This is a genomic window from Pseudomonas sp. GM25, assembly GCF_000282255.1.
Lineage (GTDB): Bacteria > Pseudomonadota > Gammaproteobacteria > Pseudomonadales > Pseudomonadaceae > Aquipseudomonas > Aquipseudomonas aphyarum.
Window position 1 is genome coordinate 59,422 of sequence record NZ_AKJQ01000056.1, and the last position, 21,261, is coordinate 80,682.

Here is a 21,261-nt window from a genome sequence, read left to right on the forward strand (position 1 = left end):
GACTTGCAGGTTTTCCATGACTCCATCGTTGCTAATGGCCGTGCTGGCCTCGGGTTTCATTTACGGCATCACGCCGGGGCCGGGTGTGCTGGCGGTGTTCGGCATTGGCGCTGCACGTGGGCGGCGGGCCGGGGCGGGGTTCCTGTGCGGGCATCTGCTGGGCGATGTGATCTGGTGCAGCACCGCGCTGATCGCGATTGTCGGCGCCCGGGAAATCGGCAGCACCGCGTTCGATGTGCTCGGTGTACTCAGCGGCCTGTACCTGTTCTGGCTCGGCTGGCGTGCGGTGCGGGCCAAGCGCAGCAACGGTGAGCAGCCGCAGGGCGCGGCGCGTCAGCCGTTCTGGCACGGCATCCTGTTCGGCCTGACCAACCCCAAGGCTTACCCGGTGGCGGTAGCGACCTTTACCGCGCTGCTGTCGAGTCGCGCCGAACTGCTCAACTGGTCGATGCTGCCGATGCTGATCGCCTTGAGCTTCCTCGGCGGATTGCTCGCCTACGCTATCCTCATTGGCATCGTCGGAGCGCGCCAGGTGCGTACCCTGTACCAGCGTCATGAACTGGCGATCACCCGGTTGTGCGGGATCATGTTCATCGGTTTTGCCATCAACGCGCTGGTGCATGCGCTGCCGGGGTTGATGCCGAACAAGGCTTGAAAACAGTCGCTGGGATGCGAGGTCGAGGTCACGGATGGTTGAACAGTGCTGCATTGCCCGGACACCCACGCTGAACCATGGAAAGCCGAAATTCCGCGCCGCTGGCGAGTTACATCGATCTGTTGCTGGACGCCGTTTGCGCGGTCGACAAGCAAGGTCGTTTCGTTTTTGTCAGCGCGGCCTGCGAGCGGATTCTCGGCTACACGCCTGACGAACTGATCGGCCAGTCGATGATCGACTACGTCTACCCGGCCGACCGTGAGCGCACCCTGGCCGCCGCGAGCGACATCATGGGCGGCGAGCCCAAGCACAACTTCGAAAACCGCTACGTGCGCAAGGATGGCAGCCTCGTGCATATCCTGTGGTCGGCGCGGTGGTCGGAGGTCGACCAACTGCGCATCGCCGTGGCCCGGGACATCACCGAGCGCAAACTCGCCGAATCCCGTCAGGCGGCGTTGTACGCGATCTCCGAAGCGGCCCATGCGGCGGAGGATCTGCTGGCGCTGTTCAAGCGTATCCACCTGATCATCGGCGAGTGGCTGCCGGCGCTGAATTTCTCGGTGGCGCTGTACGACGAACACTGCGCGCAGCTGAATTTTCCCTATCACGTCGACGATGACGAGTTGCAACCGGAGCAACCCGGCACCGTCACCGGTCGCCTGTGTGCGGAAGTGATCCGCAGCGGTCAGCCAATCCTGCTGACCCCGGATTGCCCCCACGCGCCGCCGGAGTTCGCCGCGCTGGTGGTCGGTCAGCAATCGCCGTGCTGGCTCGGTGTACCGCTGAGTTCGAAAGACCGCACCATCGGCGCGCTGATCGTCAAAAGCCTGCCCGGCGGCGAGCGCTACACCGAGCGCGACAAGGAACTGCTGCAATACGTCTGCGCCCAGGTCGCCACCGCCATCGAGCGCCAGCAACTGCACGCCCGCCTGCGACGCATGGCGCAATACGATCAACTGACCCAGTTGCCTAATCGCGAGCTGCTGCGCGACCGGCTCAAGGCCGCGCTCAGCCATGCGCGGGAACAGTCCGGGCACATGGCGCTGCTGTATGTCGATCTGGATCGCTTCAAACAGGTAAACGACACGTTTGGCCATGGGGTCGGCGACATGCTGTTGCAGACGGTGGCCAACCGGCTCAAAGGCTGTGTGCGCGAAACCGACACCGTGGCGCGGATCGGCGGCGACGAATTTGTGGTGCTGCTGCACAGCGTCCACGCCGCCGACGATGCCGACAGCGTGGCGGAAAAAATCCGACAGGTACTGGTGCAACCCATGCGCCTGGACGGGCACAACCTGCACATCGAACCGAGCATCGGCGTGGCCCGTTATCCCGAGCATGGCGATGAGGAACAGCAACTGTTCCGTCATGCCGACCAGGCCATGTACGCCGCCAAACGCTTGAATCATCGGCGGCTGGACAGCTGATTGGCGGGTCACCGTTCGTCGCGACGACGGCAACTTTTCTAAACCTTTGGCGGTCAGGAAATTCTCAATCTAGGCGGGCACCTGCTCGCTTACGATCAATGCCAAGAGGTAGAGAATCATGCCTAACTCAAGAAACTCGAACTCGGGAAACTTCGCCAACGATCGAACGAAGGCGTCTGAAGTCGGTCGCAAAGGTGGGAAAACCACCACCACGACTGTCGACAAAGAGCCTAAAACCGACATGGGCCGCAAGCCTGCTCAGAAATCGAAGTAGTCGGCGAAGGTTGTTTTGATTGAGAGGCGGGGGCGCAAGCTCCCGCTTGAATCTGCAAAGAAGGAGGGCGCGACCATGAGCCGGATGGCCACCCGAGTACGCCACATCAGTTTTGTCAGCCTGCTGGGGTTGTTTGCCAGCAGCGCGTTTGCCCAGTCGCCCGCCGACTTCATAAACGAAGCCTCGGCCAAAGGCATGGCCGACATCGAGGCCAGTCGTATGGCGCACAGCAAGGCCGAGTCCAAAGAGGTCAAGGATTACACTATCGTCGTCATCAACGACCGCACCACGGCCAACCAGCATCTGGCGAAAATCGCCAAGAAACTGGACCTCCCGGTTGCGCCCCGCGAAGAAGTCGCCGACAAGGCCAAGGCGTTGATGCCGGAAGTCAAAGAGGGCGCGAGTTTCGATCAGGCCTACGCCGCCAGCCAGGTCAAAGCCACGGAAGAAGCCATCGAACAGATCCAGCAGGAAGCCCAGACCACCGACGTGCCGGAGATCAAGGCGTTTGCCGACGAGACACTGCCGAAACTCCAGAGCCATCTGGAAATGGCTCGGGCTCTTCAGGCAAGCCGCTAAATCCGAGGCAAAAAAACGGCGCTCATGGCGCCGTTTTTTGTTTGCTTCAACAATCGTTCAGATCCTGCTTCGGCTTGCTCTTGTCCCCCAGACCTTCCAGGTCAAACACCTCGTTCTCGCCCATCGCCCGGTAATGCCGGCGCAACGCCTCCAGCTGCTTGAGATCCAGCGACTCCAGCCCGAGCATCGCGTTCTGCGCCTCCTTGTTCACCCGCAGCAACTCATCGAGTTTCAAATGCAGGATGTCAGTGTCGCGGTTCTGGGTGTTCTGGATCAGGAACACCATCAGGAACGTGATGATCGTGGTCGAGGTGTTGATGATCAGTTGCCAGGTATCGTTGTAATCGAAAATCGGCCCGCTCAACCCCCAGAGCCCGATCAGAATCAAAGCCCCCATGAACGTTTTGGGGCTGCCGGCCCAGAGCGCCAGCGTTTGCGAAATCTTTGCGAATTTCATGGCCGTGTTCCTTGTTGGGGGGAGCTTGAAATTCAGACATCGGGGGGATGCGGAAAATTCTACTCACAAGGCTCGTGGCCTTACGGGGCAGCTACCACGATTGATAAAAAACCGGCCCAGGCGGCCGGTTTTTTGTGGTTCAGTTCGTCACTTCAACTTCAGTGGTCCAGCTGAAGTACCCCACAGCCTCGCATTGCTGGTTGACCAGCATGAACTTCAGTTCGAGCTTTGCCGTGCCTGGAGCTTTGGGTGTGCACGCCCAGAAGTGATCGTGGGCCTTCTGGCTGCCCGGTTCAGTCGGTTTATCCGGGTTGGGGGCGGGGACCGTGAGGTCCGGGTGTACTTGCAGGGCCGGATCTGAAAGTACGGTGTTCGTGTCGACCTTCATGCCGTAGACCACAACGCTATGCTCGGCGATGAGACTGACCGTTCTTCCGCGAAAATGAACAATACGACCAATGTCGACAGGTAAAGTGACTTTGCTGTCATTTGTAACTATTTTATTTGCTTCGTTACCTGCGGTGAAAAAGACGAATCCATCGCTGATGATTGTCGGCGATTCGGAATTCAGGCTGGGGTCCGGATAGCGCGAGCGTATTGATTCGGCATCGACGATCAACAGAATATTGTGCGCGTTCTCGGTGATGGAAGACGGTGAGGGGATCGGTTCGGTGGTCATCATGGATTCCTTTCATGATGTTGGCGCAAGACGCCAACCGCTTCGGCCGGACATACATCCTGATTGGCCGAAGCGGTAGCGAATCCGTCGGACCCTTTGTTGCCAAAGAGCCCGAAGCAACGTCAGTTGTGAATGGAAATGAATGGATCCCACGAACAGCAGCCGATGATCTGGCAGTTGCGGTCGACGATCAGGAAGTGGAAGTGATAGGTCACGCGACCGCACGAAAGGGTTTCCGAGGACCAATAGTGGTTATCGACTTTCTGGCAGCTGGGCACCGAAGGATTGCTGGTATTTGGCACCGCAACACAGGCTGTAGCCTTGCGCGGCGAGGGCGGGGAGATCAGGTCGGCACCCTGGTTGCCGATGAATTTGTAGAAGATCACTGCGGTTTCGAAGCTTTGCGACAGGCTGGTTTCACGCCAGCGGATCAGGTCACCGACTTGTGCCTTGAGGTCCAGCTCACCACCGGCCTGGCCGCTGACCACGTTGTCCTGGTTGGTGACCATGTACACGTGATGCCAATCGATCAGCGTCGGATTCTTCGGGTCTTTGCTGATGCCGGGATACTTTTTCAGAATGGTTTCGGTGTCGATCGTGACCAGCACATCCGTGACTCGAGACATGGTAAAGCTCCTTGTTCATAGTGAATGCCTGATACAGGTTTCAGGCGCGACCATGTTGCTTGCCGTTTGGCCGTTGCGAACACACTACTGACGGAACCCACCGTTCACGAGAGATGAGCGGACCTGCTCCCTGCAGGACGACTGATAGGCCGGGTTCCTTCCGACTGCCGCAAATTGACTATAGGCAGGTATTGAAGGCTGTCAAAATTGCGCTTAACCGGTTCGACGGACGGTCAATTGGGTGATAAGGGCCTGCGATTTGGCGATAACCATCGATACGTCGGACTCCGTTTGCCATTTGTCGATCTGGAGCTGGGGGCCACGCAGCCTGTATCGTAACGAACCGCTGGAATGCCCCCGACAGGAGAACGCAATGACCTGGTCCGCCAAGCAATACGTCACTTTCGAAGATGAACGCACCCGCCCGGCCCGCGATCTGCTGGCGGCGATTCCCACGCCCGAGGCGCGTTCCGTGGTCGATATCGGGTGTGGCCCCGGCAACTCGACCGAGCTACTGGTGGAGCGTTTTCCGGGGGCGAAAGTGCAGGGGCTCGACAGTTCGTCGGACATGATCGATGCCGCGCGCAAGCGTCTGCCGCAGTTGCAGTTCGAAGTGGCGGACATCGATAAATGGGCGGATACGGGGCCGTTCGATGTGATCTTTGCCAACGCGGTATTGCAGTGGGTGCCGGATCACGCGACGTTGTTGCCGGCGCTGGCGGGCAAATTGGCGCAGGGTGGCAGTCTGGCGATTCAGATGCCGGATAACCTCAACGAGCCGTCCCATCGGTTGATGCGTGAAGTGGCTGCCAACGGGCCGTGGGCCAGCAAACTCGCGGGCGCGGCGGGGCAGCGAACCGAAATGGCGGATGCCAGTGCCTATTTCTCGATGCTGCGGCCGCATTGCGCGCGGGTCGATGTGTGGCGCACCACGTATCACCATCAGTTGGCGGGCGGGGCTTCAGGCGTTGTCGAGTGGTTCAAGGGCAGTGGTCTTATTCCGTTCCTCAGTCCGCTGACTGAGGCCGAGCGGGCGGATTATCTGGCGCAATATCTGGCGGAGGTCGCGACGGCGTATCCGGCGCTGGCGGATGGTTCGGTGCTGTTGCCGTTTCCGCGGTTGTTCATTGTCGCCACACGTTGAAATGAAAAAGGGCCGATTTGATCGGCCCTTTCTTTTGTCGTCAGCGCTGTACGGCGACCAGCATCATCATTGGTCGCTCACGCTCTTCAGCGAGCGCTGGTTGTGCGGCTACTTCGGCATCGCTCGGGCCCCATTCATTGACGTGTTGAATCGTGAAGCCTGCGCCGATCAACGCATTGAGTAGCGTGCCGACCGTACGATGCTGCTTGATCACCCCGTCGGCCAGCCAGTTGGTCACCCGCTCGCCTTCCATCTGATAACTTTCCAGCGGCCAGCGCTTGTTGCCTTCGCTGTCGATCAGCCAGCCCGGATTGCGCGGCGCCATGAAGATCGGGTGCTCGATGGAAAACACAAAATGCGCACCGGGTTTAAGCGCCGCGTGCAGCTTGGCGAACAGCCCCGAAAGATCCTTGATGTAGTGCAGCGCCAGTGAGCTGTAGGCCAGATCGAATGTGCACGTAGGTAAATCGAGCTGTTCCAGGTCGGCACGTTCGTAGCGGATGTTCTCGGCCGAGGTGGTTTCCTCCGCACGTTCGAGCATTTTCTCCGAGACATCCAGCCCCAGCACTTCGGCAGCGCCTTGTTCGCTGGCCCAGCGGCAGAACCAGCCATAGCCGCAGCCCAGATCCACCACCTGCAAACCGTGCAGGGAGGGCAGCAAGGCTTTCAGCGCAGGCCATTCCGGCGCGGCATCGAGGCCGCCGATGGAGCGGTTCATCTGGCTGTAGCCCTGGAAAAATTCGGGATCGTCGTAGATGTTCTGGGTCATGGGTTTGCTGCTCTTTGAATTTGATTTGGGTGGCTTGGGAGCCACGGTTTTGAATCCCTCGAAAGGTGATGGCGCGTATTCGTCGATGGCCGCGCAGGGGGAGGGTGGTGGGCGATGGGGAAATGCTAGCGGGTCGTGACGAGTGTGAGAACCGGCGGAGTGTTGGGGATCTGTAAACGCGGTTTTTCGATTCGGGATGTTTAAAGAGTGGGTTCCGTTTACTGAACCTTCCCACAAGGTTTTCAGGTTGTCCGTCGGAAGTGCGGGCTCTAGCCTGTGAAGGTCGCTGATGAATCGGCGATCGGGATTGGAACCCCGGCGACTTCACTGAATGCAAAGCGTCGTTCATGACGTATGCTTGCGCACCTTGATGGTGTGCACTCTGTTATGGCGGCTGTGCGCGGGAGACTTCGAGTCTGTCGGGTTTTGCTTGGTGGCCCGGGTTCCAACCTGCGTACAGCTGCCCTCCCTTCGCGTGGAACCGAATGGGGCAGCTCTAACCATCACACTGAGTATCAAATCATGTTCAAGCCAACACCCAATCCCCCCGAGGTCGAAACAGCCCCAACATCCCCCTACACCTCAGTCGACTCCAGAAAACTCAACGACGCCGCCAACCGCGCCCTCGATCACTACCTCTGCCCCGGCGCCCATGTCATGGGCACGAACAACCAACCCGACCCGATGTACTTCGCCAACCCGGCCTACGACACCGAATCCCTGCTGGCCAACGCCAGCGAATCACTGGGCTCGGCATCCGAGATGCTCAACAACTTCGCCGCCACCCTCGACCCCGCCCACCGCAGAACCGCGATAGGCATTGCGCAACTGGTGATGCTGGGGGAATTGGCGGTGAATCAGGCGCTGGATCATGTTGAGGTGAAGGACTGAATTGCAGCTGTTCTGGCAGGCATAAAAAAACCGGTCGTCGCGACCGGTTTTTTTCCCGCTTCAACGTTGCTGCAAAACCTTGAGCGCCGCCGAGGCCAGGAATCCGGAGCGGCTTTTCTCTTCCGGATGGTGCAACACGTACTCATCGATTCGATTGAGCAGATAGCCCGGCAATGTGATGTTGAGTTTCTGAGCTTTGCCCAGGTATTTGGTCACATCGATATCAACCACCGCCCACGTGCAGCCAGCGTATTTGGGGTTGGCTGCATGCAGTGTGACCTTGTTGGCCGGCGGGATGGGCGAGCCGTCTTCGGCCAGAATCTCGAAATGGCCTTCGATGGCTTCGCGAGCCATGGCCATTGCGTCGTCCAGATCATCTCCAGCGGAGAAGCAGCCTGGAATATCCGGCACCTCCACTCCCCAGGCATGTCCTTCATCACCCACTGAAATCGCGATCGGGTAAAGCATGTGTCGTCCTCCACGGCGCAGTTGACCTGATAAGTCAAAGCAGCGCCTGCTGCAAAATACTGATGGCCGTTTTCTTGAGCAGATCCTTCTTCGGGTGAGGCACTGTGACCAGACCAGGTTTGGTCGGATGCTTGAAGTGATGATGACTGCCTCTGACCCGCACCAGATACCAACCGTCTGCGACGAGCTGGCCAATTAGAAAACGGCTATTCACAACACCTCCCTGTGGTGTGCTTGGTGGGTACTATACCCACGATTTTTTATCGATCAACACTATAACCACCGAGCGGTCATCGTCCTTTGATGGAGGCGGCGGTCACGAAGAAGTCTAGGCGGGGATACTTCAGCAGGATGGGGAGTGTATTGCAGGCCGTTTCCATGAAATCCAATGGGTTGGCGTTGAGGCTCAACAGGTGTGGGTTCCTGGCCAAAGTAAGTTTCTGAGGCGACCTCCAATTCCAATATTTTGGGGCTTATCTCGATTTTGACGTGATAACCCACAGTGAAATGGAGTTAAGAAGTGCAAGTAATGTCCGCTCTCGGCGTAGTGAACGGGATTTGCCCTAAATCCCGGACACAAAAAAACCGGCCATCAAGGCCGGTTTTTTCTGTTTGCGCATCCCCCGTCAAACCTCGACGCAGGACATGAATTCGATTGGAGCGGGTGAAGGGAATCGAACCCTCGTTATCAGCTTGGGAAGCTGGAGTAATGCCATTATACGACACCCGCTCAGAGCGGCTGACTTTGTACCAGACTCGGCCACGGATTTGAAGTTTTCTTTGCGTGTGGCGAGTGGAAAAGCCTGAATCAGAGCCAGATCGGTCAATCGCGGGCAAGCACTGCCGGCTGTAGGACGGCTGATTCTCAGCCGCGCAGGCTCGCTCGTGACGACACTGTTTCAAATGGCCAATGCATGGTGATCCTGGACGAGCTGGTAACGCGTTCGGCTGGCCTGTTGCGCCGGTTTCAGGAAACCGAGCAGGGCGTTCTGGCTGTCCCGGCAGGCGGATTTGTGTTCCATGTCGAGGAAGTGCCCGGTGGCCTGCAGGGTGGTGAAGGTGCTTTGCGCCACGTGGCTGCCAAACAGGCGCGCATCTTCGGCGGCGGTGTATTCGTCCCATTCGCCGTTCAGGAACAGCACCGGTACGTTGATTTTCTTCGCCGCGTTCAGATAGCACTGACGATCGCTGTGCAACACGTCGTTGATGTGAAAGTGCATCTGCCCGTATTCGTGCTCGGCCAGGCTGCTGACGTGGCGATAGTTGAAGCGCTTGAACAGCGACGGCAGGTGTTTGCCGATGGTGTTGTTGACGAGGTGGCCGACCCGGTCGCCGTCACGTTGGCCGAGGCATTCGACGCCGCGTTCGAGGTAATCGAGCATGTGCGCGTTGATCACCGGTGAGAACGAGCTGATCACGGCTTTTTCGATGCGCCGAGGCTGATGGGCGAGGGCGACCATGGTCGCGGCGCCACCCCAGGAGAACGACAGCACGTGTTCGGCCGCGAAGTGGTCGATCAGCTCCAGCAGGATCAGACCTTCGACTTCTTTCGTCAGATGTTTCTCGTGGCGGTTGTGGACTTTCGACTTGCCCGCGTAGGGCTGGTCGTAGCAGACCACGTTGAATTGCGGGTGCAGATTTTTCACGGTTTGTGCAAACGACGCAGTCGTGGCCATCGAGCCGTTGACCAGAATGATGGTCTTTTCTGCGGCGTCTGCGCGATAGAACTCCGTGTAAACCCGATACTGACCCTGTATATCCAGCACAGCGATTTCTGGCCTCATGTCATAAGACTCCTGGCAAGCAAGCGGGTATGCGCGCAAATAGAGATTGCACGAGCTTTGTGACAGGTAGGCATACGCCTGGAATTTTGGAGCCCATGTCGATCCGTTACAGCTGGTCGACGGGTATTGTTATTGGCGGTCAATCTGCCGGCTGAGGCGGAGCCTTGAGGCTCTCTACCGACAAAAAGTTTCTTAGAAGTTATGTGTGACTCATCGGTCACAATTTGGCCGACGTCCTGATTCAAGCAGGGGGATCCGGATCGCGCAAGTGCCGTTGGTAAATTGTTCGACAACTTCTGCTGAGCGGTCGGCTGCTTAGAACAAATGAATCTCTTCGGTGCGCAAAGCGCGGTACTCGCCCGGTTTTAGCGCGTGATCCAGCGGCAGCGGGCCCATGGATTCGCGGTGCAGGCGCAGCACTTTGTTGTTGAAGTGGCCGAACATGCGCTTCACCTGATGGTAACGACCTTCGACGATGCTCAGCCGCGCAGTTCGCGGGCCGAGCACTTCCAGCTGCGCCGGTTGGGTGGTCAGGTCCTCGAAAGCGAAGTAGATCCCCTCGGCGAACTTGATCGCATATTCCGGGCCGATCTCCTGTTCGGTCTCGACGTAATAGACCTTCGGCAGTTTGGTCTGCGGCTGGGTCAGGCGCCGCGACCAACTGCCATCGTTGGTGATCAGCATCAGCCCGGTGGTGTTGAAGTCCAGGCGTCCGGCGATGTGCAGGTCGTCCTTGTCCGGCTCGTGGATCAGGTCGAGCACGGTCGGATGCTCGGGATCGCGGGTGGCGCTGACGCAGCCCTGCGGTTTGTACAGCATGAAGTAGCGCGCCTGTTTGCCGCTTTGCAGCACTTCGTCGTCGACTTCGACGCGACTGAATTCCAGGACTTCGCTGTGAGGGTCGCTGACGACTTTTCCGTCAATGCGCACGCGCTTTTCCACCAGCAACAGGCGAACCTGTTTGCGGTTGTAGCGGGGCAGGTTACTGAGGAAACGGTCGACACGCATGATCAGGAATCGGCAGGTAGCGGGGCGCGCATCTTACGGGATCGACGGCTTGGCCGCTTGCAGTTGCGCCTCGACCTGGGCGCAACGCGGGCACAGGCAGGACTTGTCGCGCAGTTCCGCCGGCAGGGCTTCGAGCACTGCCGGATCGATGGAAACGCCGTAGCACCAGCAGGCACGGTCGGCGGTGCGCGGGTCGGCCAGGGTACAGTCGTTGCGCGCGCCGCAGGCCGGGCAGAGGTCAGGTTTGTTCATGAGTGTCAGGCATAGGTCGAGTGAGGCATTTCCACGCAGGTGCGGTTACGACCGGTCTGTTTGGCCCGGTACATCGCATGATCGGCCCGGGACAGCAGGCTGTGCAAGGTGTCATCCCGTTGCAGGGTGGTTGCGCCGATGCTGACCGTCAGATTCAGGGTATGACCGTTGTAGGCATATTCATGCTGTTCGACGTGCTGGCGGATCTTCTCGGCAATCTTCTGACCGGTCTCGCCGTCGGTGTCCTTCAGCAGCACGATAAATTCCTCACCGCCCCAACGACAGACGATGTCGGAATGTCGCAGGCAGCTTTGCAGATCCCGGGCGAACCCGATCAGCACCTGATCGCCGGCCATGTGTCCGTAGGTGTCATTCAAGACCTTGAAGTGGTCCAGATCCAGCAACAGCGCGGTCAGCGGTTTCGGCTCGCGGTGAGCTTCGTGCAGCGCTTGCACGGCGAGCAGGTCGAAGCCACGACGGTTGGGCAGTTCGGTGAGGCTGTCGAGGGTGGCCTGGGCGTGGATTTTTTCCTGATAGCGGCGGATCAAGCGGTTGACCAGCGCCAGTACGATCAACGTCACCAGCAGGCAGATCAGCAGATTGAGGTACAACGACTGGCGGATTTCACTCAGTGCGCCGTCTTCGCGTTTATCGACGAACAGGTACCAGTTCAACTCCGGAATAAACCGCACGTTGAGGAAATGTCCCTGACCGTGGGCGGAATATTCGTAGCTGCCGCTGTGGGGTTTGGGCAACTGGCTGACCAGGCTTTTCATGCTGTCGAGGTCGTTCAGGCTTTTCCCGACTGGCGCCCCCTCCGGCCCGCCCTCGGCACCGGTCAAGACCAGTCGGCCGAAGGTGTCGACGAAGTAAACGCTGCGTTGATAGCGCTGCTGGTACTTGTCGATCAGCTTGATCACCGCGTCCACCGTCAGCCCTACGCCGGCGGCGCCGATGAAGCGATCGTTGTAGTCATAGACCTTGTAGTTGATGAAGAAGGTCATGTTGTCTTTGTTGGCCAGGTCCGGGTCGACGTTGATCTCGTACGGATCCTTCATGTCGCGTACACGGAAGTACCAGGCGTCGCGCGGCTCGTCGATTTTCACCTGCTTGAGCACGCCCTTGGCGTGGTAGTAGGTGTGGGTGCTGTTGGAGATGAAGAATGCGGTATAGGCGCCGTAGTGGGTCATGACCTCGTCGAGGTAGCGGGTCATCTGGTCGCTGTCTTTCTCGCCGTTCACCACCCAGTCGCGCATGAAGGTGTCGCGGGACATCATCGAGGAAATCAGGATCGGTCTGACGAGGTCTTTCTGGATTTCCGAGTACACCGTGTCGGAGGTCAGCGGCAGTTCGGTGTTGACGATGTTGTCGCGGATCGACGCGCGCGAGGCGTAGTAGCTGAGCAGCGAGGTGGCGAGGAAACCTGCGCCGAGGAGGGCGACCAGAGTCAATACCAGCGAACGTTGAGAGTAAAACGCAGATCTGAGCGGCATTGGCAGTTCCGTCGACGGTGGCCCGATGGCAGCATTCTAGTGAGATGGCCGGGAAAAAACTGCGGGATTTGTGCCTGAAATGACGGGTAATCAGACGCCGCTCTTTCACCGACCCTCTCCAGCAGGGAGAGGGTCGGCGATTTGCCGGGTTTTCGGGTCAGTCGCGGCTGGCCAGGTAGGCGCGCCAGCCACCCAGATGGCTGATGTCGAACGCTCCGGCCAGCCCGTAGGGTTCGCAGATGAAACCGCTCTCCCAGCGGCCGTCCGCCAGTTGTACCTTGCCCAACCCGAGGGGGGCCGGGATGCCGGTCAGGAATGAACCGAGTTCGCGGCTTGGCAACTCCCAGACTTCCACCTCGATTGCCACGCCGCCTTCCGCCACGCGCAGCATGCCCGGACGCAGCGGTGGGCCGCCGGCCAGCGCGTAGAGTTTGTAGTCCTTCGAGCTGTGGGTGACTTCGATCAGGCGTGCGCCGCGTTGCTGCAACTGCCAGTTCAGGGCCAACCCATCGAGGTGCGCGCCGCAGACCACCAGCCGCGCCCGGTCATTGCGTGCCGGACTCGCCGGTGTCGGCAGCGCCGGATTCTGCTGGCGCTGCAAGGCGTCCGCCAAGCCCAGCAGATACTGGTCGGTGAACGCCCGGCCAAACAGCGTTACGCCCCACGGCAAACCGTTGTCCATGACCGCACTGGGCACGGCGACGGCCGCGTAATCCAGCAGGTTCATGAAATTGGTGTAGTAACCCAGTTCGGCGTTGCGCAGCACCGGCTCGGCGTCCAGTTCGGCCAGGGTCACCGGGCGGCCGATGGTGGGCGTGAGCACGCAGTCGAGTCCGTCGAGGGCCTGATCGCAAACGGCTTTGAGCGCTTGCAGTCGATACTGCGCACGGAACGCTTGCACGCCCGTCACCGCCGGGGCCTTGGCCAGCACCGCGCGGATCACCGGCAGCACTGCTTCGGGACGCTGTTCCATCAGTTCGCCGGCGATACTGTAACGCTCGGCGACCCACGGCCCTTCGTACAACAACCGCGCAGCTTCGAGGAACGGTGACAGATCCAGTTCGACCGCTTCGCCGCCCAGAGCCTTCAGACGGTCGATGGCGTCGCCGAACAGCAGCGGGCCTTCGGGGCAACCGAAAAACTCAAGATCCTGCGCCCGCGGTACGCCAAACCGGAAGGGTTTGGGAGCACCGAATGCCGAGCCGTCATTCCACGCCGGATTGCTGCGGCTGTATTCATCCCGAGGGTCGAAGCGGGCGGTCAGTGCCAGCAACTGGCTCGCCTCGCGTGCGGTCGCGGTGAAGGTCGTGACGCAGTCCAGCGTGCGGCAGGCCGGCACCACGCCTGCGGTAGAGATCAGGCCTTTGGTGGCTTTGAGTCCCAGCAGATTGTTCAGCGCTGCCGGCACCCGTCCCGAGCCTGCGGTGTCGGTGCCCAGGGCAAAACTGGCGACGCCGAGCGCCACCGCCAGCGAAGAGCCGGCGCTGGAACCACCGGAGGGATATTCCGGCAACACGCTGTTCGGGCAGGCGCCATACGGCGAGCGGCTGCCGTTGAGGCCGGTGGCGAACTGGTCGAGGTTGGTCTTGCCCAGCGGAATCGCGCCCAGCGCCAGCAACTGTTCGACGATGGTTGCCGAACGTTCGGGAAGGTAGGCGAATGCGGGGCACGCGGCCGTGGTCGGGACACCGGCAAGGTCGATGTTGTCCTTGATCGCGAACGGCACGCCATACAGCGGCAAGCTCTCGGGATCACGGCCGTCGAGGCTGGCGAGGTACGGTTCCAGTTCCTCGACGCTGAGCAGATGAATAAACAGGTGATAGTCGGGATTGAGCGCAGCGGCTTTTTCCCGCAGGGCCAACAGCAATTTGCGCGGTGTGGTCTGGCCGTCGCGGTAGGCCTGGCGCAGGGCATCGAGTTGCAGATTCATGAGGTCATCCTTTGCAAAAATGGGTTCAGTCGAGTTCCAGCACCACGACCCGTTGACCGGCGCGTACCGCCGAACCAGGTTGCACGCGAATCTCCCGGACCACGCCGGGCAGCGGCGCGAGCACGGGGATTTCCATCTTCATCGACTCCAGAATCACCAGCGCATCACCGGCCGCGACGCGACTCCCGACCTCGACCTGGACCTGCCACAGATTGCCGGCAATGTGGCTGTCGACACTCTGCTGACCGCTGGCCAGCGGTGTTTCTTCCTGGCTTTGCGGCACGGCCTCTTCGCTGTCGAAATGCGCCTGGCCGCTGGCGATCCAGCGTTCGCGCTCGGCGTTGAACGCCGCTTGTTGTTGCAGGCGAAAAGCGTGGATGCTCTCGGCTTCGCGGTTGAGAAACCCTTGAAAGTCGCCGAGGTTGAGCTGGCTCTGTTCGATGTTCAGGTCGAAACGCCCGAGGGGAAAATCCCGACGGATGCGCAGCAGTTCGTCGGCGCTGACCGGGTAGAAACGGATCTGGTCGAAGAAGCGCAGCAGCCACGGTTTGCCTTCGAACGCGGCGACTTCGCGATAGCGGTTCCACATCTGCAAGGTACGCCCGACGAACTGATAGCCGCCCGGGCCTTCCATGCCGTAGACGCACATGTAGGCGCCGCCGATGCCCACCGAGTTCTCGGCAGTCCAGGTGCGTGCCGGGTTGTACTTGGTGGTCACAAGCCGATGGCGCGGGTCGAGCGGTGTGGCGACCGGCGCACCGAGGTAGACGTCGCCGAGGCCCATCACCAGATAGCTCGCATCGAACACCGTGCGTTGCACCTCGTCGAGGTTGGGCAGGTCATTGATGCGGCGGATGAACTCCAGATTGCTCGGGCACCACGGCGCGTCCTTGCGCACGGTGGTCATGTATTTCTCGATCGCCAACTGGCAGGCCGGATCGTCCCACGACAGGGGCAAGTGGACGATTCGCGACGGCACTTGCAGGTCAGTGGCGCTGCACACGGCGTTCCACTCGCCGGCGACGATGCCGAGCAGATCGGCCAGCGGCAATTGTTCGGGCTGGTAGTGCACCTGCAGCGAGCGGATGCCCGGAGTCAGGTCGATCACGCCGTGCAGGGCTGAGGCTTGCAGCGCCTGCATCAGTGCGTGGGCCCGGAAGCGCAGGACCAGATCCAGCTCCGGGGCGCCGATTTCCAGCAGCAGATGTGTATCGCCGGACAGTCGTGCGACCAGTCGCGTGTCCGCCTGACCCAAATCCAGCACCACTGGCGAAACCAACGTCTGTGATGATGTGGGTGTGGTGTCTGGTCGGGCCCCATCGCTGGCAAGCCTGCTCCCACAGGCATCCCACTTGAGGGCGAGATCGCGTGCGGTCTTGAGATCGACCGGCTCAAACTGCACCTTGTCCCCGGCCTTCAGTTGCCCGAGCTGCCAGAGATCTGCCTCGATCACCGTCACCGGGCAGACAAACCCGCCAAGACTCGGGCCATCCGGGCCGAGGATCACCGGCATGTCGCCGGTGAAGTCCACGGCGCCGATGGCGTAGGGGTTGTCGTGAATGTTCGACGGATGCAGCCCGGCCTCGCCGCCGTCGGCGCGCACCCACTCTGGTTTCGGCCCGATCAGGCGCACGCCGGTGCGGCTGGAGTTGAAATGCACCTCCCATTGCGTGGCGAAAAAGGTGCCGATGTAGTTTTCAGTGAAATATTCAGGCGCGCCATGGGGGCCGTAGATGACGCGGATCCGGCGCACGGCAGGTAATTCGCTGACGTGATGGGGCGCCAACGTCTGCCCGGCGCTGCGCTCACTCAAGGCCGGCACATGCAGCACGTCACCGGCGCGCAAGGCCCGCCCGCCATGACCACCGAACTGACCGAGCGTGAAGGTGCTTTTGCTGCCCAGATAATCCGGCACTTGCACGCCGCCGCGCAGGCACAGGTAGCTGCGGGCCCCGGCGCCCGGCAGATTGCCCAGATGCAATTGACTGCCCGCCGGTATCAGCAGGGCGGTGTTCATCGCCTGCGGCTGGCCGTCGAGTGTCAGGGCAATCGGTGCGCCGGTCACGGCCACCACTGCATCGCAATTGAAGCGCAGCAACGGCCCGCTCATGGTGATTTCCAGCGCGGCCAGGCCTTCATCGTTGCCCAGTAAACGATTGCCCAGACGCAACGCGCGGCTGTCCATCGGCCCCGAAGGTGGCACGCCGACCGCCCAGTAGCCGAGGCGACCGGGGTAGTCCTGGACGCTGGTCTGGGTGCCGGCGCTCAGCACTTCAAACGTGTTGGCCCGGTACACCAGGCCTTCCAGGCAACGGGTCCAGGGCTGACCGCTGGCGAACGGCGTATCGAGCAGAATCTGCCGCAGGTAGTCGCGGTTGGTTTCCACGCCGTAGAGCAGGCTGTCGCCGAGGGCCTGATGCAGATCGGCACGCGCCTGTTCGCGGGTCGGCGCCCAGCTGATGAGTTTGGCGATCATCGGATCGAAGTAGGGCGGGATCTCGCAACCGGCCTCGACCCAGGTGTCGATGCGCAGATGCCGGCCATCGGCGACGGGGAAATCGACCGCTGTCAGCAAGCCGGGGCTGGGCTGGAAATCGCGGCCCGGATCCTCGGCATACAGCCGCGCCTGAATCGCATGCCCCTGCGGTTGCAGGCCTGCGAACAACTCGGCCAGCGGCGGCAAGTCACCGGCCGCCAACTCGATCATCCAGCGCACCAGATCGACGCCCCACACCTGTTCGGTAACGCCGTGTTCGACCTGCAACCGGGTGTTCACTTCGAGAAAATAGAAGCGCTGCGCATCGCTGTCGAAAACGAATTCGACGGTGCCGGCGCTGCGGTAATTCACCGCTTTGGCCAGTTTGATCGCCGCCGCGCACAGCTCATCCGCCATGCCTTCGGGCAGGTTCGGTGCCGGGGTTTCCTCGAGGACTTTCTGATTGCGCCGCTGCACCGAGCAGTCGCGTACGCCGAGGGCGATCACCGCGCCGTGGCCGTCGCCGAACACCTGGACTTCCAGATGCCGCGCACGCTGGATGTACTTCTCGATGAACACTCCGGCGTCGCTGAAGTTGTTCTGGCCGAGGCGCTTCACTGCCTCGAATGACTCGCTCAGTTCGCTGGCGTTACGGCACACACGCATGCCGATGCCACCGCCACCGGCAGTGCTTTTGAGCATCACCGGATAACCGACCTGCGCGCCGGCAATCAGTGCAGCATCGAGGCTGTCGAGCAGTTCGGTGCCTTCGAGCATCGGCACGCCGTGCTGTTTGGCCAGAGCCCGTGCGGTGTGCTTGAGGCCGAACACCCGCAGTTGCTCCGGTGTCGGGCCGATGAAGGCAATGCCATGGTTTGCGCAGGCTTCGGCGAACGCGGCGTTTTCCGAGAGGAAGCCGTAGCCGGGGTGGATCGCGGTGGCGCCAGTGGCTTTGGCGATGGCGAGAATCTTGTCCACGGCCAGATAGGTGCCGGCCGCTGCGCCTTCGCCGAGGCTGTGGGCTTGCTCGGCTTGCAGGATGTGCAGGCTGGCGGCATCGGCTTCGGAGTACACCGCGACGCCTTCGACGTGCAGTTCACGCAAGGTGCGCAGAATGCGGCAGGCAATCGCGCCACGGTTGGCAATCAGGACTTTTTCGAACATGGAGAAACCCCTGGAGCCCGCGCAGGGTGCGGGCTCGACTGGGAGGCGGGCCGTCCCGCCGTTTTTGTTCAGGCGCCAGGGTCGTCCCCGACGGCGAAATCATTTCACTTTTTCAGGCACTGGCCTGAGCGCGCCTGGCACAGGGCAAACAACCAGCGGCGCAGACGGACGAATTTCAGTTCCATACCAGTAGCTCCGCAGGTGTCGGGTTGTAGGCGTTGCACGGGTTGTTCAATTGCGGGCAGTTGGAGATCAGCACGATCACGTCCATCTCCGCGCGCAGGTCGACGTATTTGCCGGGGGCGGAAATCCCGTCTTCGAAGGTCAGGCCACCCTCGGCAGTCACCGGCACGTTCATGAAGAAATTGATGTTCGGCCCGATGTCACCTTTGCCCAGGCGTCCGTCGTGGGCGCAGGCGCGCAGGTAGTTGTCGCGGCAGCTGTGCATGTAGCGTTTTTCCAGGGCGTAGCGCACGGTGTTGCTCTCCTGCGCGCAGGCGCCGCCGAGGGTGTCGTGACGGCCACAAGTGTCGGCAATCAGGGTCAGCATCGGTTTGCCGAGGTTGGAATACAAAACGCTGCCGGTGCTCAGGTAGACGTTGTTTTGTCGGCGCAATGTGCGTTGCACGTCGTAGCGCTCACGGGGATTGGCGGCGCTGTAGAACAAGGTGTCGACCGCCTGATTGCCTTCCAGATCGAGGATGCGCAGGGTCTGGCCGGCCTTGACCTCCATCAGCCAGGGTTCGCCGGCGGGAATGGTGGCGCGGTACACCGCAGCGTCGGGTTGTTTTTGCGAAGTGGCGATAGCAACTGACATGGCGACGATCCTCAGGCGAACAAACGGTCGGTGTTGATAAAGCCGCGCTCGTTCTCCGGGCGCGAGGTACGGCAGTGCTCGGCGACGCTCGGGTCAGCGTTCATCCAGCTCAGCTTCAGCGGTTTGGGGGCGTATTGCGGCGACGGATCCAGCGGATGTTGCAGAGCGGTGAGCACAACCAGGGTGTCCATCGGTGCATACAGTTCGATGTAGTCACCGGCCTGCGAATGGCCCTCGACGAAATGCAAACGCCCGCTGTCGTCGACGTTGACTCGGCTGAACAGGTTGAGGGTCATCAGCAGGTCGGACAGGCCCAGCCCCCACTTGCCGAGCTCTACCAGCAGGTTGTCGGTGCCGTTGCGAAAGAAGCCGTTGCGCAGTTCCTGATAGCGGCCCTGACCGTATTTTTCCGTGACTTCCTCGGCGCACAGCACACCGCCGAGGCTGTCGCTCCAGCCGCAGGTATCCGCCGTGATTGCCGCCAGCACGCGGCCCATGTCCGAGTACAGGCAATGGCCGACGGTCAGCTTGGCGGTATGTTGGCATTTGAGGCTGTCGGGCAGGTTCAGGCGCTCGGTTTTTTCGTTGGCGTTGAGCAAAGTCAGGCTGACGTTGGCCCCACCGCGCAGGTCGGTCAGGCGCAGCAGTTGCCCGCGCTTCAAGACGAAGGAGCGGTGACCGCCGCCGGGCAGGGTTTCTTCGGCGAAGGGTGGAAAAATTCGGGTTGAATCAGTCATGGGAAATTCCTCTCAAGCGGTTCGAAGGGCGCTCGCCAGTTGCACCGGCAGGGCGTCGACGGCGGCGCGTTCGGCGCGGCGGTCGCTGTTCAAAGGGATGTCGTAGGTGATGCGTGCGCCATAGGCACCGGGGGCGTGCGGGTCGAGGCGGACCTTGTCGAACACCAGCAGACGGGTGCCGAGGCTGAAACCTTCGGACAGGTCGTGGGTGACCATGAACACGGTCAGTTGCGTCTCGCGCCACAGCGTCAGCAGCAGCGCGTGCATGTCCTTGCGAATGCCCGGATCGAGCGCGCCGAACGGTTCGTCGAGCAGCAGCACGCGCGGTTTCATGATCAACGCCTGGGCGATCGCCAGCCGCTGTTGCATGCCGCCGGACAGTTGCGCCGGGTACTTGTCCTGCGCATGGCCGAGGCCGACTTTTTGCAGCAGCGCCGAGGCCTGCTCGCGGACGTCCCGTTTGGCGCTGCCGAACAGACGCCCGAGCAGTGGCGCCCGGGGCAGTTCGAGGCCGAGGGCGACGTTGTCCAGCACGCACAGGTGCGGGAACACCGAGTAGCGCTGGAACACCACGCCACGGCTCGCATCCGGCTCGCGCGCCAGTGGCTGACCGTCGAGCAGAATCTCGCCGCGACTGGCGGTTTCCTGACCCAGCAGCAGGCGCAGGAAGGTCGACTTGCCGCAGCCCGAGGCACCGACCAGCGTGCAGAACTCGCCCTCGTTGACGCTGAGGTTCAAGCCTTCGAGCACCATTTGGTCGGCGTATTGCTGCCAGACGTTTTTCACTGTGATGAAGCTCATTTGGCCGCCCCCTCATACCAGGGGAATGCGCGCCGGGTCAGGCGCTTGAGGCCCCAATCCATCAGCCAGGCAAGCAGGGTGATCCACACCACGTACGGCAGGATCACATCCATCGCCAGGTAACGGCGCACGAGGAAAATCCGGTAGCCCAGACCGTCGGTGGAGGCGATGGCTTCGGCGGCGATCAGGAACAGCCACGCCGAGCCGAGCATCAGCCGCAGTGAAATCAGCAGGCGCGGCAACAGTTGCGGCAGAACCACACGCAGCATCAGGGTCCAGGTCGAGGCGCCGAGGGTCTGCGCCTTGATCAGCAGTTCGACCGGAATGTCCCGCGCGCGCTGTTCCAGATCACGGGCGAGTGCGGGGGTGATTCCGATCACGATCAGCATCACTTTCGACAGCTCGCCGAGGCCGAAGACGATGAACAGAATCGGCAGGATCGCCAGCGGCGGCACCATCGATAACACCGTCAGCATCGGCGACAACGGTGCGCCGAACAGCGGCAGGGTGCCGGCCGCCATGCCCAGGCACAACCCGGCCAGCGCCGCGATGCCGAGGCCGATGGCCAGGCGTCCGAGACTCGACACGGTGTCCTGCCAGAGCAGGTACTCACCGGTGCGACTGTCGGCATTGAACGCCAGGCGTTTGACCGCATCGCTCATCTGCACCGCACTGGGCAGCAGTTTGTCGTTGGGGTTGTCCGCCAGACGCTCCGCCGAGCCCATGAAGTAGGCGAACAGCACCAGGGCGAAAGGCAGGATCACCAGCAGCAGGCGACTCGGTCGATCCGGGTGACGATTGATCAGGCGCATGGCCAAATCCTCCGTGGC

At 61.2% G+C, this 21,261-nt stretch carries 22 protein-coding genes and 1 tRNA gene; 6 read left to right on the forward strand and 17 right to left on the reverse strand.

What is annotated here, in order from left to right:
- Positions 1-16: 16 nt before the first annotated feature.
- From PMI24_RS22285 to PMI24_RS22295, 4 genes are all read left to right on the forward strand, one after another.
- Positions 17-655, forward strand: coding sequence for a LysE family translocator (locus PMI24_RS22285; protein ID WP_007957940.1), 639 nt, complete (start codon positions 17-19; stop codon positions 653-655).
- A gap of 77 nt (positions 656-732) precedes the next feature.
- The gene (locus PMI24_RS22290) at positions 733-2,082 is read left to right on the forward strand and encodes a sensor domain-containing protein (RefSeq protein ID WP_007957942.1); all 1,350 of its coding nucleotides are present in this window, start codon (positions 733-735) and stop codon (positions 2,080-2,082) included.
- A 118-nt stretch (positions 2,083-2,200) separates the two neighbouring features.
- The gene (locus PMI24_RS28995; protein WP_007957943.1) at positions 2,201-2,356 is read left to right on the forward strand and encodes a KGG domain-containing protein; all 156 of its coding nucleotides are present in this window, start codon (positions 2,201-2,203) and stop codon (positions 2,354-2,356) included.
- Positions 2,357-2,431: 75 nt separating this feature from the next.
- Complete coding sequence (locus PMI24_RS22295) at positions 2,432-2,935, forward strand: DUF4142 domain-containing protein (RefSeq protein ID WP_007957944.1); 504 nt, start codon at positions 2,432-2,434, stop codon at positions 2,933-2,935.
- 46 nt (positions 2,936-2,981) lie between these two features.
- On the opposite strand, the gene PMI24_RS22300 is transcribed toward PMI24_RS22295, so the two are convergent.
- The 3 genes from PMI24_RS22300 to PMI24_RS22310 form a co-directional block, all read right to left on the reverse strand.
- A complete protein-coding gene (locus PMI24_RS22300) occupies positions 2,982-3,392 on the reverse strand; it encodes a low affinity iron permease family protein (protein ID WP_007957945.1) in 411 nt (136 codons plus the stop codon).
- A gap of 139 nt (positions 3,393-3,531) precedes the next feature.
- A complete protein-coding gene (locus PMI24_RS22305; RefSeq protein ID WP_007957946.1) occupies positions 3,532-4,071 on the reverse strand; it encodes an AidA/PixA family protein in 540 nt (179 codons plus the stop codon).
- A 122-nt stretch (positions 4,072-4,193) separates the two neighbouring features.
- A complete protein-coding gene (locus PMI24_RS22310; protein WP_007957947.1) occupies positions 4,194-4,697 on the reverse strand; it encodes an inclusion body family protein in 504 nt (167 codons plus the stop codon).
- Positions 4,698-5,070: 373 nt separating this feature from the next.
- Here PMI24_RS22310 and tam point away from each other — a divergent pair, with 373 nt between their 5' ends.
- Positions 5,071-5,841, forward strand: coding sequence for a trans-aconitate 2-methyltransferase (tam, locus tag PMI24_RS22315; protein WP_007957948.1), 771 nt, complete (start codon positions 5,071-5,073; stop codon positions 5,839-5,841).
- A 40-nt stretch (positions 5,842-5,881) separates the two neighbouring features.
- On the opposite strand, the gene PMI24_RS22320 is transcribed toward tam, so the two are convergent.
- A complete protein-coding gene (locus tag PMI24_RS22320) occupies positions 5,882-6,610 on the reverse strand; it encodes a class I SAM-dependent methyltransferase (RefSeq protein ID WP_007957949.1) in 729 nt (242 codons plus the stop codon).
- Between the two features lie 522 nt (positions 6,611-7,132).
- Here PMI24_RS22320 and PMI24_RS22325 point away from each other — a divergent pair.
- Positions 7,133-7,501, forward strand: coding sequence for a DUF6124 family protein (locus PMI24_RS22325; protein WP_007957950.1), 369 nt, complete (start codon positions 7,133-7,135; stop codon positions 7,499-7,501).
- Positions 7,502-7,561: 60 nt separating this feature from the next.
- Here PMI24_RS22325 and PMI24_RS22330 read toward each other — a convergent pair whose 3' ends face one another.
- From PMI24_RS22330 to PMI24_RS22385, 13 genes are all read right to left on the reverse strand, one after another.
- Entirely contained in the window at positions 7,562-7,969 is a 408-nt protein-coding gene (locus tag PMI24_RS22330) for a type II toxin-antitoxin system HicB family antitoxin (RefSeq protein WP_007957951.1), read from the reverse strand.
- A gap of 34 nt (positions 7,970-8,003) precedes the next feature.
- Positions 8,004-8,183: a type II toxin-antitoxin system HicA family toxin gene (locus PMI24_RS29000; RefSeq protein WP_007957952.1), complete on the reverse strand. Its 180-nt coding sequence runs from the start codon at positions 8,181-8,183 to the stop codon at positions 8,004-8,006.
- Between the two features lie 442 nt (positions 8,184-8,625).
- Positions 8,626-8,699, reverse strand: a tRNA-Gly gene (locus tag PMI24_RS22335).
- Positions 8,700-8,868: 169 nt separating this feature from the next.
- Positions 8,869-9,753: an alpha/beta fold hydrolase gene (locus PMI24_RS22340; protein ID WP_007957953.1), complete on the reverse strand. Its 885-nt coding sequence runs from the start codon at positions 9,751-9,753 to the stop codon at positions 8,869-8,871.
- A 315-nt stretch (positions 9,754-10,068) separates the two neighbouring features.
- A complete protein-coding gene (locus tag PMI24_RS22345) occupies positions 10,069-10,761 on the reverse strand; it encodes a pseudouridine synthase (protein ID WP_007957954.1) in 693 nt (230 codons plus the stop codon).
- A gap of 33 nt (positions 10,762-10,794) precedes the next feature.
- The gene (locus PMI24_RS22350; protein WP_007957955.1) at positions 10,795-11,013 is read right to left on the reverse strand and encodes a cysteine-rich CWC family protein; all 219 of its coding nucleotides are present in this window, start codon (positions 11,011-11,013) and stop codon (positions 10,795-10,797) included.
- A 5-nt stretch (positions 11,014-11,018) separates the two neighbouring features.
- Positions 11,019-12,506 (reverse strand): sensor domain-containing diguanylate cyclase, encoded by a 1,488-nt coding sequence (locus tag PMI24_RS22355; protein ID WP_007957956.1) that lies wholly within the window; start codon positions 12,504-12,506, stop codon positions 11,019-11,021.
- Between the two features lie 157 nt (positions 12,507-12,663).
- Positions 12,664-14,436, reverse strand: a complete 1,773-nt coding sequence (atzF, locus tag PMI24_RS22360; protein ID WP_007957957.1) for an allophanate hydrolase — start codon at positions 14,434-14,436, stop codon at positions 12,664-12,666.
- Positions 14,437-14,461: 25 nt separating this feature from the next.
- Positions 14,462-18,076 (reverse strand): urea carboxylase, encoded by a 3,615-nt coding sequence (gene uca / locus PMI24_RS22365; RefSeq protein ID WP_007957959.1) that lies wholly within the window; start codon positions 18,074-18,076, stop codon positions 14,462-14,464.
- A gap of 175 nt (positions 18,077-18,251) precedes the next feature.
- The gene (locus PMI24_RS22370; protein WP_007957962.1) at positions 18,252-18,893 is read right to left on the reverse strand and encodes an urea amidolyase associated protein UAAP2; all 642 of its coding nucleotides are present in this window, start codon (positions 18,891-18,893) and stop codon (positions 18,252-18,254) included.
- Between the two features lie 11 nt (positions 18,894-18,904).
- Positions 18,905-19,630: an urea amidolyase associated protein UAAP1 gene (locus PMI24_RS22375; RefSeq protein ID WP_007957964.1), complete on the reverse strand. Its 726-nt coding sequence runs from the start codon at positions 19,628-19,630 to the stop codon at positions 18,905-18,907.
- Positions 19,631-19,642: 12 nt separating this feature from the next.
- Complete coding sequence (locus tag PMI24_RS22380) at positions 19,643-20,431, reverse strand: ABC transporter ATP-binding protein (RefSeq protein ID WP_007957965.1); 789 nt, start codon at positions 20,429-20,431, stop codon at positions 19,643-19,645.
- On the reverse strand, positions 20,428-21,243 hold the full coding sequence (locus PMI24_RS22385) for an ABC transporter permease (RefSeq protein WP_007957966.1): 816 nt from the start codon (positions 21,241-21,243) through the stop codon (positions 20,428-20,430). The genes PMI24_RS22380 and PMI24_RS22385 overlap by 4 nt, the downstream gene beginning before the upstream one ends.
- Positions 21,244-21,261: the final 18 nt, after the last annotated feature.